The sequence below is a fragment of the Fastidiosibacter lacustris genome, from assembly GCF_003428155.1.
Taxonomy (GTDB): domain Bacteria; phylum Pseudomonadota; class Gammaproteobacteria; order Francisellales; family Francisellaceae; genus Caedibacter; species Caedibacter lacustris.
In genome coordinates this window covers 33679-45695 of the sequence record NZ_QLIR01000007.1, presented here as the reverse complement: position 1 = coordinate 45695, position 12017 = coordinate 33679, and the positions used below count along the sequence as shown (strand labels likewise).

12 protein-coding genes and 5 tRNA genes are annotated in these 12017 nt (G+C 36.3%); 3 read left to right on the top strand and 14 right to left on the bottom strand.

Going from position 1 to position 12017, the window contains the following annotated elements; translation table 11 throughout:
• Positions 1 to 139 precede the first annotated feature (139 nt).
• A complete protein-coding gene (locus DNJ77_RS04860; RefSeq protein WP_116963875.1) occupies positions 140 to 1024 on the bottom strand; it encodes a LysR family transcriptional regulator in 885 nt (294 codons plus the stop codon).
• A 73-nt stretch (positions 1025 to 1097) separates the two neighbouring features.
• Between DNJ77_RS04860 and DNJ77_RS04855 the strand changes: the two genes are divergently transcribed.
• Both DNJ77_RS04855 and DNJ77_RS04850 read left to right on the top strand, forming a co-directional pair.
• Positions 1098 to 1997 carry an MFS transporter gene (locus tag DNJ77_RS04855; RefSeq protein WP_275667768.1) on the top strand — a complete coding sequence of 300 codons (900 nt, stop codon included), beginning with the start codon at positions 1098 to 1100 and terminating at the stop codon, positions 1995 to 1997.
• A gap of 46 nt (positions 1998 to 2043) precedes the next feature.
• On the top strand, positions 2044 to 2349 hold the full coding sequence (locus tag DNJ77_RS04850; protein ID WP_116963873.1) for a hypothetical protein: 306 nt from the start codon (positions 2044 to 2046) through the stop codon (positions 2347 to 2349).
• A gap of 28 nt (positions 2350 to 2377) precedes the next feature.
• Here the strand turns inward: DNJ77_RS04850 and DNJ77_RS04845 are convergent.
• From DNJ77_RS04845 to DNJ77_RS04835, 3 genes are all read right to left on the bottom strand, one after another.
• Positions 2378 to 2453 (bottom strand) — tRNA-Lys (locus DNJ77_RS04845).
• 96 nt (positions 2454 to 2549) lie between these two features.
• Complete coding sequence (locus DNJ77_RS04840) at positions 2550 to 5558, bottom strand: FAD-binding and (Fe-S)-binding domain-containing protein (protein ID WP_116963872.1); 3009 nt, start codon at positions 5556 to 5558, stop codon at positions 2550 to 2552.
• Positions 5559 to 5702: 144 nt separating this feature from the next.
• Positions 5703 to 6491, bottom strand: a complete 789-nt coding sequence (locus DNJ77_RS04835) for a ProQ/FINO family protein (protein ID WP_116963871.1) — start codon at positions 6489 to 6491, stop codon at positions 5703 to 5705.
• Positions 6492 to 6730: 239 nt separating this feature from the next.
• Here DNJ77_RS04835 and DNJ77_RS04830 point away from each other — a divergent pair.
• A tRNA-Met gene (locus DNJ77_RS04830) sits at positions 6731 to 6807 on the top strand.
• 56 nt (positions 6808 to 6863) lie between these two features.
• Here DNJ77_RS04830 and DNJ77_RS04825 read toward each other — a convergent pair.
• The 10 genes from DNJ77_RS04825 to DNJ77_RS04785 all read right to left on the bottom strand — a co-directional run bounded on the left by DNJ77_RS04825 (position 6864) and on the right by DNJ77_RS04785 (position 12015).
• A complete protein-coding gene (locus DNJ77_RS04825) occupies positions 6864 to 7295 on the bottom strand; it encodes a LysM peptidoglycan-binding domain-containing protein (protein WP_116963870.1) in 432 nt (143 codons plus the stop codon).
• A gap of 396 nt (positions 7296 to 7691) precedes the next feature.
• Positions 7692 to 8927: an MFS transporter gene (locus DNJ77_RS04820; protein WP_116963869.1), complete on the bottom strand. Its 1236-nt coding sequence runs from the start codon at positions 8925 to 8927 to the stop codon at positions 7692 to 7694.
• Positions 8924 to 9646 (bottom strand): 2OG-Fe dioxygenase family protein, encoded by a 723-nt coding sequence (locus DNJ77_RS04815; protein ID WP_116963868.1) that lies wholly within the window; start codon positions 9644 to 9646, stop codon positions 8924 to 8926. Before DNJ77_RS04815 ends, DNJ77_RS04820 begins: the two co-directional genes overlap by 4 nt.
• A gap of 145 nt (positions 9647 to 9791) precedes the next feature.
• The gene (locus DNJ77_RS10150; RefSeq protein ID WP_275667767.1) at positions 9792 to 9920 is read right to left on the bottom strand and encodes a hypothetical protein; all 129 of its coding nucleotides are present in this window, start codon (positions 9918 to 9920) and stop codon (positions 9792 to 9794) included.
• Positions 9921 to 10287: 367 nt separating this feature from the next.
• Positions 10288 to 10377 (bottom strand) — tRNA-Leu (locus DNJ77_RS04810).
• A gap of 6 nt (positions 10378 to 10383) precedes the next feature.
• Positions 10384 to 10457: transfer RNA gene (locus DNJ77_RS04805), tRNA-Cys, on the bottom strand.
• 2 nt (positions 10458 to 10459) lie between these two features.
• A tRNA-Gly gene (locus tag DNJ77_RS04800) sits at positions 10460 to 10534 on the bottom strand.
• 141 nt (positions 10535 to 10675) lie between these two features.
• Positions 10676 to 11092, bottom strand: a complete 417-nt coding sequence (locus DNJ77_RS04795) for an HIT family protein (RefSeq protein ID WP_116963867.1) — start codon at positions 11090 to 11092, stop codon at positions 10676 to 10678.
• A complete protein-coding gene (gene kdsB / locus DNJ77_RS04790; RefSeq protein ID WP_116963866.1) occupies positions 11079 to 11834 on the bottom strand; it encodes a 3-deoxy-manno-octulosonate cytidylyltransferase in 756 nt (251 codons plus the stop codon). The genes DNJ77_RS04795 and kdsB overlap by 14 nt, the downstream gene beginning before the upstream one ends.
• Positions 11827 to 12015, bottom strand: coding sequence for a Trm112 family protein (locus DNJ77_RS04785; protein WP_116963865.1), 189 nt, complete (start codon positions 12013 to 12015; stop codon positions 11827 to 11829). The genes kdsB and DNJ77_RS04785 overlap by 8 nt, the downstream gene beginning before the upstream one ends.
• Positions 12016 to 12017 lie beyond the last annotated feature (2 nt).

Below are 12017 nucleotides of genomic sequence, written 5' to 3'. Positions count from 1 at the left end.
GTAATGAAATTCTTTTTATTCCTCAACGCTTAAATATTGAACTCTCGACAAATTAGCGTTTATCTTCTATTCTTTGGGCCTTCTTTATATTACGCATAGACTTCTACAAGTTCACCAGGTCTATCCATACCCTGCAACCTTAAAGCAACATCTCTTTTGCAAGCTCAACAAAAGTTTTAATTTTGGGTTGCACATATTGATGTTTTTGATAGTACATGTTGACATTCACTACCTGAGAACTGAAATCGCTCAATTGAACCTCTACTAACTCACCTTTTTTTAGCTCATGCTCAACAATATATCGATGCACTTGAATAATACCCATATCGGATAATACAAAATTCTTCATGCAATCTATATTATTTGCTTTTAACCTTGTTGCCCAAAAATGACTTTGATTATCTGTTTTACCAACAATTGTTGCGGCTCGTGCACTATGCGGAATAAATTGATGTTGTTTAAGTTGCTGTAAACTTTTAGGTATCCCATGTCGATTCAAGTATGAGTTAGTTGCACAAAAAACGTAATCTGTTTCCATAAGTTTACGTGCAACGACATCATCACTTGGTCTCCAGTTCACTCCAAATGCAACGTCAATATTTTCTTGATATAAATGTGGCATCCGTTCTTCTATTATCAGTGAAACATTCATTTTTGGATATAACTGTAAATATTGCTTGATCAACTTTGTTAAATACTGTTTAGCAAAAAATGCATTACTGCTGATCACCAACTCACCCTCTGGATGTTCATCAAAACTGCCGATGAGTTGCTTAATACCAAACCACTCGTTTTCTAAACGCTGACATTGCTCAAAGAGCTTATGACCCTCCTCAGTAAGGCTAACTTGTCGAGTTGTGCGAATAACCAACTTCACTTTTGTCATCAATTCTAGCTGTTTAATGTTTTGACTAATTGCCGATTTTGAAATACCCAAGTAATAGGCAGCTTTTGTAAAACTTGCAAACTTTGCTACAGCTAAAAATGACTCTAGTTGAACCAATGAAAACGCATCTTTAAACATTGCTATCAAGTTTTGACTTATAGGTTTAGCAGATTGTTCATATTAACTTAACTAATGTCAATATTTTTACGTATTGTTTAATTTTTTAGCCTTATTACAATCTCTCCAAACGATCAAACATAAAAAAATAAAAGAAAAAAATAAAAGTATGAATTATAAAAATATCATCCTCCTTAACTACCTTTGCATTGCCTCTGTATCAGCTGTAATACTCACACCTGCTTTACCTCAAATCCAAAACTTCTATGGAATTGATTCACCCGACCTATCTTGGTTTGTTGCCATCTTCCTATTAGGTTATGTGTTTGGTAACCTTATCTATGCTCCTTTAGCCAATACATATGGCAGATTGAAAGCGATTCGTTTTGGATTTTTATTAAATCTCACTGGTATTACAATATGCTATTTAGCTTCAATAGATATCCTGTATAGCTATAAGTTGTTATTGATCGGACGGCTGATCACAGCACTTGGCGCATCAGCTGGTCTTGCTTGTACTTTTACCATCATTAATGAGCTTTTAGCACCAAATAAAGCAAAAGTAGTCATTTCGTATTCAACGCTCTCTTTTATGCTAGGTATTGCCCTTGCTGTAACATTGGGTGGTATTGTCACACAATATATGGATTGGCAGGATTTATTTATCTTTTTATTTATCCACGGATTACTGGCATATGTATCTACATACTTTTTTCCAGAAACTTTAAAGACAAAACACCGATTACATCCAACTGTAATCATTCATCAATATGCTTATGCTTTTGCAAAGCATCAATTACGCCACTATGCACTTATTGTTGGTCTATCCTCAACAATATCATACGCTTACGCCGCTGCTGCGCCCATTATTGCTCACACTATGCTAAACCTTACACCAGGAGGCTTACGGATATTGGAACCTATTAAGCATAGTTGGAAGCGGCATCAGTGGGTTATTTGCACCTCGTCTTTTAAAATCGTTTTCTGCCAATAAAGTGATTTTCATTGCGCTAAGTTGCATCGTTATTTGTATTTTTATAATGTCTTTAATGCTTATTTTTAAGGCAAGTACACTTGGTTTTTTTACTACCTTTGCTTTATTGTACTTTTTTTGTGGACTATTATTTCCGGCAGCAACTTTTTATGCATCTTCTGCAATTGAAGATAAAGCCTCGGCATCTTCTATGATGAGTTTTATAAACATAGGTTCTGCTATGCTCTTTGTCATTATAATGGGATATTTACCAGGCAATCCACTGGAACAGCTTATATTAACTATCACGTTATTTTTAGCCATTTTGTTTGCCTCTGGCATACACTATCTTTATAAAAAAAGAAACCCATGAAAAGGTTAAAAATAAAAAAACTAAATCATGGTGGGTCGTGCAGGATTCGAACCTGCGACCAACTGGTTAAAAGCCAGCTGCTCTACCGACTGAGCTAACGACCCAACGAGAAGCCATTATAGCGTCTGAAATCCTCATTGCAAGGGCTTTTTAAAATAATTTAACTTTATTGGTTATTGAAAAATCTAAAGCATAAAAGCTCATATTATTTGATTTAAAAACTGTATAGGATGGTCTATTGTTTTTTGCTCAAAACGCTTTATTTGACACCTACAAGAAAAGCCAGTTGCTAAAAAAACTTGAGCTTTTTTGTTTTGTAATTTTTTGTGCCAACTAGAATCGTAAATCTGCTTAGACATCTCAAAGTTATCTTTTTCGTGACCAAAGGTACCAGCCATTCCACAACAGCCCACTTTTTCAATCTCAAGGTTGACACCAAATGCTTTAAAAATCTTTTGCCAATGGATCATAGAAACAGCGGCTAGCGCACGTTCTGAACAATGCCCTAACAGCGACACAAGTCCCTCCTTTGGTTTAATCGCACAAAGCTTATCTTCCAAATTAGGCAGTTTTTTCACCAGCCACTCTTGGATGAGCTCCACCTTAAATTGAACTTTATTTTTTAATACTACCTTATATTCATCTCGATAAACCAAAGTCATGCTTGGATCAATACCAATCAATGGGACATTAAATTTAGCAATTTCGTTGTAAAACATACAAACTCTGTGCGCTTTCTTTTTAAAATAATGTAAAAAACCCTTTATATGGGCAGCTTTACCATTTTCATAAAATGGCAATACATAAACATAAAAACCCAATTTTGTTAATAAATCATAAACAGCAAGCACAACGTTAGCATCGTAAAAGCTCGTAAATGCATCTTGAACAATGCAAATAATATTTGAAGCATCTTCTGCACACTGCTGCTTTAGGTGTGACAAACTAAATGTAGGTGCGTTACGCTTTTTTAACCCAGCTTTAAGAGTTTCTTTTGACAAGAATGGTAAATCAACCAATTTAAGGTTTCTCTCAACCCATGTTTTAATAAAAGGTAAGTGTTGCAAGCTATTTGAGATACCAGGCACAATACTTTGCCACCTTGTCATTCGTTCAACGTATTTAATAGCATAGTCTTTTAAGGGACGCTTATAACGCTTGTGATATTCAGCTAAAAACATCGGTTTCATATGAGGAATATCAACCTTGATCGGACAAGCTGTCGCACACGCTTTACAACTCAAACACTTATTTAAAGACTGATAAACCTCATAAGAAAAGTCATGTTGATTAGGTTTATCATTTCGCTTTTTATTGCTAATCGAAAACGGTTTTACCTGATAGCCTTTTTCAGCTAGCTGCTTTAACCATTCCCGAATCAGTGCTGTACGCCCTTTGGGTGAATAGACCCAGTTATGTGAAACCTTAGCAGACGGACACATCACTTGGTCTGGATGATAATTTAAACATGCCGCATTACCATTACATTCAAATGCTCCTGAAAACACCTTCTGTGTTTGAGTATCGACCTTAGCATCTTCTATTCCTCTAAAAGGACCATTAACTTTAACAAGCTCATCCTTGCTTTCATACGGCACCACAATTTTGCCAGGATTGAGTTTATTATAGGGATCAAATGCTCTTTTGATTTTTTGCAAAGAAATGTAAAGCTCCTCACCAAAGTAATCTTTTACGTACTCACTTCTAAATCCTTTTCCATGTTCAGACCAGTATATACCCCCATATTTTTTAACCAGATCATTGACTTCTTTGGTAAGCGTCACCACCAATCTTTGATCTTTTGGATCATTCATATCTAATGCTGGACGCATATGTAAACAACCAACATCCACATGACCAAACATGCCATATCTTAAGTTATAACGATCTAACAATGCTCTTAGTTCTACAATGTAATCTGCTAAATTTTCAGGTGGCACGGCTGTATCTTCCATAAAGGGGATTGGTTTCTTACGACCTTTCATTGCTCCTAACAATCCAACGCCTTTTTTTCTAAGTTCCCATAAAGCTGTCATTTCCTCTTTGTCATAAGCTAAATAAAACAAACGATCCTTTTGCATAAAATAGGCTTTTGCTTGATCCAAAGCTTGCAATAATTCATCTTCACTGTGAGAAATGAATTCTACCAAATTAAGTGCACAGACATCATAATTTGTATGAGTTTCAAGCATATGACGAATCTGTGGATAGATTTCATCTTCTTTGGCCAACTTCAAAATATATTCATCAATCGTTTCAATAGCTGCTGGGTTTAAGCTTAACAGACCTCTAGCATCACGCAATGCCTGATCAAAGTCACCATAACTAATCGCAAATAAAGCTTTGTGTTTTGGTATGTCCGTGAGTTTAAGCTTTAAACTTATGATAAATGCCAATGTCCCTTCGGCACCTGAAATAAGATAGTTTATGTTAATCTTTTGCTTATTCTGATCATAACACTTAGCAAGGTTATAACCTGTCATGAATCTATCGAGCTTTGGAAACTGTGCTTCTATTTTGTCGTATTTTGCTACGATTTCATCACTGATGGCTTGATACACGTCTGCTAAAAGTGACACATTTTTTTGTTTTTCTTCTATTATATTAGCGACACTCTCAAAAGAGATTTCTTCTAATGAAACCACCTCACCATCACTTAATACACATTGCAGTGATAGTAAATGTTCACTGGTACGTCCATAGACACGAGAACCTTTTCCACACGCATCGGTACTCGCCATACCACCAATTGTCGCACGGTTACTTGGCGACAAATTAGGTGCAAAAAAGACGTTATATAGTGTCAATGCCTCATTTAGCTGATCTAATACCACACCAGGTTCTACAACAACGTATTTTTCCGTAACATCAATCTCTAAGATGTTGTTCATATAGCGACTTGTGTCGATTATGACACCTGTTGTTAAAGACTGACCATTTGTACCAGTACCAGCACCTCGCGCACTAAACTTTATCTTTTGATAAGGTTCATTTACTGCTAATTGAAATATTAATGCAACGTCACGATCATTTTTTGGGAAAAGCACCAGTTCTGGTACAACTTGATAAATACTGTTATCCACTGAGCTACTAATTCGTGTAGCATAATCGTTTTGCATATCGCCTTGAAAGCCTTTTTCTTTCAATGCAATCATAAAGCTTTCGTATACTGAGTAGTACTCATACAATTTATCCAATACAGGCAGCATCTAAAATATTTACTATTTGTCCTAAACTAGGATGCTAGTATTGAGCTATCCTTTTTAGCTTGTCAAGCTTCCACTAGATGAATATTCCGATTTGAGGTGTTTTCTGATCTTTTACAGAACTCATGCACTTGACGTTACCTAAACTTATTGTTGTAAATCCTGACTTTGTTGTGCCACACTACTACTTCCTTGTAATTCCTTTGTCTTTTTTTGTTCTTCGCGTTTTTGCTGATAATATTCCCTGACATTAATACCTTGCGCCCTCAACTCAGCTTTTTCCGCAATTTCATCTAAGCGCTGCTTTGCATACGAAATATGCTCTTCATTGAAATCTTGAACTGGCTGACCATATAAATTAAAACGCTGTTTATATTCAATCACAGAATGCTGATAACGAGTATCACCAACGTAACGCCTGATCACATTCTTTAATATGTAAGGATCAACTGGAGCATAATGTTCATTATAATAAATAATTTCTATGTCTTCACTAATGCCAATCTTAAGCGGCTTTTTGCTCTTAGGGTCAAAACACTTTGGAAAACGTTGACACAACCATTTAAATAAGCGCTGCTCTTCTTTCAAACGCTCTTTTTCTACATTGATTTCAATAATGAGTTCTTCTTGTTGCTGCCCTTCTGGGATGTCTACAATAAGCTCTGTTTGTGGTTTTTGACCATATTGAGGCATCCTAAAAGGAGTTCTCACCTGATTGATCCGCTCTTGTCTTGTGTGACATTCAAATGTTTTTTGTTCTGACTTTGATTGCATTGCAGGACGCTGACTCTCTTTAGATACTTCTTGAGATTCATTACGTTTCGCTGCAGTTGCATGTGCCTTGCGCAACCGATCTGTTTTATCTTTTATGCTTTTGCCACCCACTAATGATTTTAATAATGAAAAATCATTTAGCTTATTTCTACCGTCAGACATTTAAAGGTTCCTAAATTTATTTACTCATTCACTCTGGCACAACTATATCAGCTATTTTTTTATGACTCCTAAACGGCTCACATGCCTATATATTGTGCGACCAGGCGGACATTATAGACACAATTCAACCAAAAATCAGCACCTATTACCTAAAATAGCGCTCAAATCCACACCTCTCGACAAATGTTTAAAAAAGGATTGACAACAAACTCAATCTTGATAATATTCCTCCCTGTTGTGGCTACGTAGCTCAGTTGGTTAGAGCACAGCATTCATAATGCTGGGGTCACTGGTTCAAGTCCAGTCGTAGCTACCAGTCTCAAAGCTGAATACACAGGCTTATTATTTTTAATTGCTATCGCATAAGAAAAATTAACAATCACTGGCTTTAGGAACAGTTAAAGTTTGCCCTGCAGCTAAGCGATTAGGATCGTTTATTTTATTTACTTTGGCTAAACATACAATACTGATATTATTTTTGCGCGCAATGCTATATAAGCTATCGCCAATCTCAACTTTATAGGTTACAGGTTGATTAATGCTTATTTTCTCATCGTTTTGTAGTTGAATCTCAGAATCCTGTTTTGCATTTGTCTGTACTTCTTCCACCCTTGCATTGCTATCTTCTATATCAGCCAAAGCAGCTTGATCACTTGCTATTTGCATTAAAGTCGTTTGAGAAGGTTCATGTTTTTTAAGCACAACCTCCGACATTTGTTGAGATGGTAACCTAGGTATATCTCTCTGCGCACAACCTGCTATGATAAATGTTCCTAATAACAACAGATACAGTTTCTTATTCATCCACCGCTCCAAAACCAACTCCAAACTAAGAAAACAAAACCATTTAAATACAAAACTTTCAGATTTTCAATAAATTTTTCGGATCCCTCTGTATAATGTAAGTTCGATATAAAAGAACGAAATTTAGCCATGAGATAAAAATGAGGTTGTAAATTTTGTTTCTAGAGGGTATCTCTAGAGATGTGATAAACAAACAACCTCGGAAATAATGTTAGAATTTACCTTTTGGCGTTAATTCCAGATAGCGCTGGTTTGTACTCTCAAAGTGCCTTTAGCCCTTATTCTATATATCTTTAAAACGTTTTGCTTTTTAATAAAGTTGGTGAATATATATCTCCAAAATCCTTTTAATATCAAAGGATTATAGGCTTTACGGGAAAATAAAAAACATATTTCTCACTTTGCAATCATAGTATCGGTTTGCTTAAATAGATGACTATACATTTTACAAAACACCATGAGCATTATTCCAATAGGAATACCATGAAATAATATCACAACATACATCGGCGCCCACCACACGAAGAATGGTGCGACGATTAACATCCCAATACCAAAGCCTGTCATCTGCATCAAAGTTAATAAACTGAAAATGGGGAGTCGTACTTCATCAGATTCATTTTGTACACGTGATAGTAAGCTTACTTCAGATACCCCATCTCCCAAACCAGCCCACATCGCAAAAGGAATAAGCCACATTGTAGAACTTTGAGCAAACAGTAAAATGAAACCTGTCGACATTAAAAATACACCAAGCATGAAAAAACGCTCCATACTTAAGTTGTTTTTATTTTTGAGTAATCGGCTTATTAAGCGAGCTCCGCCAAATTTGCCAATTGCCCACAATGCTAAAATCAGCCCCACAGTGCTACTAATTGATTCTGGAGTAATGAGTTTTGATATAATTGGAAATCCCACGTTATGTGCCGCACTGCCTAATGTATCTGCCATAGTAATTAGCAATATAAAGGCAAGCATTTTATGTCCTCGTAGTGCTTTAAATAAATTTTGCCATTCTTTATTTGAAGAAGTTTTTTGTTTACTAGGATCACGTAAAATCGTAATCGGATAGATAATGATGCCAGCTAACAAATACGTAATGATATTCAGTGCAAAAACTGCATCATAACCACTTAGCGCTACAACTAAACCAGATACTAAACTACCCAAAACTGCAGATGTTGCTGAAATTGAAGACAACCATCCATTCACTGATACTCTTTTGGAATCCTGAATTAAATATGGAATTTGAGTATTAATCCCAATCGAAAACATCGAGTTTCCTAGACCGATGCCAAAGGCAATGATTGGTAAAATATATACTTGCATTGATTGTGGTATAACAAAGAGACTTGCTAGCAATAACGCTCGCAACACATCAAACCAAATAAGCGACCACTTGCCAATGAAACGACGAAAAAACAGCGTTCCAATACTACTGGCAAAAATACCACCAGCTACACGCGCGGCTAAGAAAATGCTAATGTGCATAACACTGTTACTTAGAATATAAACATATGTCGACAATGCCACCATATTTAAAAATGCACCGAAATCTGACACCCCTCGGGCAAAGATGATTAGAAATGCATTTCGCGCAGAGCCATGCCATTGATTAACTACACCTGTCATGCCAATATCTCTTTAGTTTTGTGTAAAGTCACAAGCAACAAATCACGATAGGCGATTTGATTTGTATTTTTATTCTGTTTTACTTCACTGGCACTATGATAAAGCTTCTGATCATTGACTAGAAGAGTTTCCAAAAAAGCGCTCATTGGTTTACTAAACACTTCACTCTCTGATCGATCTGATGCATAAAGCTTTGAAACCACATCAACTGTATTATGCGCATCAATAAAATGCATCCCAATAAAATCCATGCCATCTCGATGAATACCTGAAGTGGTTGGGCTAATACCTTCATCATCAGCTTGTACTCTAAACAAATGCGCATTCACTTCATAACGACTCTGCTTATCTAGATGAGATTTGAAAAAATCAAGATCTGTTGTAATTAATTGCTGCGTAATAGGATGATGGATAAAACTTTCCTCGGCATAAGTTAGTTTATTAGCACCTTGCTGATAGGGAATGTCATATGTCACTGAGGATTTATACTCACTATCACGATTAATTCTAAGATTATTTGATATCACGTCATACGTATAACGAAGTATACGTCGCCTCCTGTTCGTATAATCTTTGAAATTATCATCATGCACCAGTCTATCCCAATGTGCTTTGAAGCTACGCACGCTTTCATCATCACACGATATAAGGTCTTTATAATTCTGTTGATGCACATAATGATTCTGTATAAAAAATAATTGCCCAGCTTCATTGCTCATGATACCGCCCCCACATTTAGTAGTGACTCTCTCAAAATATTTGGTGTAACTATATTTAAAAGTGTTGTGTAACTCTCTAACGCTTGAGATGCGTCACCAACCTTAGCCCAGCACTTTAGCAAATAATTTTCCTCAACCTCAGCGTTCACCATGTTGTAGCTTGGATAACCTTATCCTGAATGTTTTGCTCCCAACTATTACCAAGGGATGCATATAAATCATCAGCATCTTTAGATAGTGTTTCTCTGTTGCCAACGCCAATCAACCCAATCATCTTGATTTATATTAAATTTATTTAAAATATTTTTTTCTAAGTTATGCAAACTAGTTTCCATTAAAAGATCTCCTCTATATTTCCTATTATTTGGTGTCAGAATCATAATTCTGAATCATCTAAATACATAATGACATATTTTAATTATTATTGTTACATATTGTTTTTTGAAAAATCAAGATGCATCAGTAGCACACTGATATACAAACAAAACGACCGTTTGCTTGGCGGTTCAAAAATGTGCATATCTAAGCGTAAAATCAGCAAGTAAATTCATTGTGAAATTCTATATTAATTTGTATTATCAGATTTACCCTTATTTGCTAAGGAATTTAAAGATTTTGTGAAACATTATGAAATAATTATTTGGTGCCCGGAGCCGGAGTCGAACCGGCACGAGAGTTTAATTCTCGAGGGATTTTAAGTCCCTTGTGTCTACCTATTTCACCACCCGGGCGTATTTTGGAGGCTGAGACCGGAATCGAACCGGTGTCCAAGGCTTTGCAGGCCTCTGCATAACCACTTTGCTACCCAGCCGCTGGAGCGGGAAACGAGGTTCGAACTCGCGACCCCAACCTTGGCAAGGTTGTGCTCTACCACTGAGCTATTCCCGCAGAACAGGATCAAATTATAAGGGCTAAAGACCTAAAGTCAATTGCATTTTATCACTTTTTAGAGTTTTATTTTGACTCAATCACAGGCTTGCTGTCTATATTTTATTCATGCTCAAAATGCGGTCACATTTAGAAATTTCTTTAACAACAAAAAGCATCAATTTCTTTTTGTAATGCCAAGCATAATTGCCGTTTTTTAGCTTCCGTATAAGCCTTAAATTCACTTTTCCCCCAGACTACATTCGGCCAGCAAAAATCATCCTTGTTACGACCGATAACATGAACGTGCATTTGTGAGACCACATTGCCTATGATTGCAACGTTTACCTTATCGACATTTAACACTTCTTTTAAGAACTTAGACAACACATTAATAAGCTGATTGAGTCGCCTTTGCATGTTCTCATCAAGCTCATACCATTCAATCACATTCACTTTTGGAATAAGTAGCAACCATGGTAACAACGCATTATTAGACAACCTTAGCTCAATGTCACCGAGATCTACTACTAAACTTGAACTTGTAGCCAGATTGTCATCCAATTTAAAGCCTTTCATACAAGTTTCTCACTTTATCCAAATCCGCTTGAGTGTCAACACCTGGAGGGGTACTAAATTTAGCAATTGCTATTGCAATCTTTTTCCCATGCCACAACACTCTTAGTTGCTCTAGAGATTCAACTTGCTCTAATGGACTTTTTGTCATCAAAGCATATTCTTTTAAAAATGCTGCCCGATAAGCATACAAGCCAATGTGTCGATAATGATCACCGATATTAACACGCCCTTGATCAAACACCCCACGTTGCCAAGGAATAGGTGCACGCGAAAAGTAAAGTGCATATCCTTGTTGATCAAATACGACTTTAACACAGTTTGGGTTATGAATTTCACTTCCTTCGATTATAGGCTCACACAAAGTCGCCATCGATGCTTGTTTATTTGTTACCAACAACTGAACAGCCTGAATGACGTTTTCCACAGGAATTAGTGGCTCATCTCCTTGAATATTGACAATGATATCATCATCAAGAATATTGAGTTTATAAGCTGCTTCTGCTAAACGATCAGTACCAGATTGGTGATCATGACGTGTCATACAAACATTGCCACCAAAAGTCTCAACAACTTTTTTTATTTCATCACTATCCGTAGCGACGATGACCTGTTCAAAACCACACATCAATGCTTTTTGGTAAACATGTTCAATAATGGGTTTGCCCGCAATTTCTAACAAAAGTTTATTTTGCAGACGAGTTGATTGTAACCGTGCTGGAATAATAATATGTCGTTTAATCATAGTGTTTGACTTCTTCTAGCGTTAATCTTTGCGCTTCTTCAACCAACATCCGTGGTACATCATCAATAATCGGATAAGCCAGCTTATCTGCCTTACAAATAAGCCTTTTGTTTTCCTTATCATATACCAAAGGTGCCTGGCATTCAGGGCAAACTAAAATACTTAATAGCTTTGTATCCATCA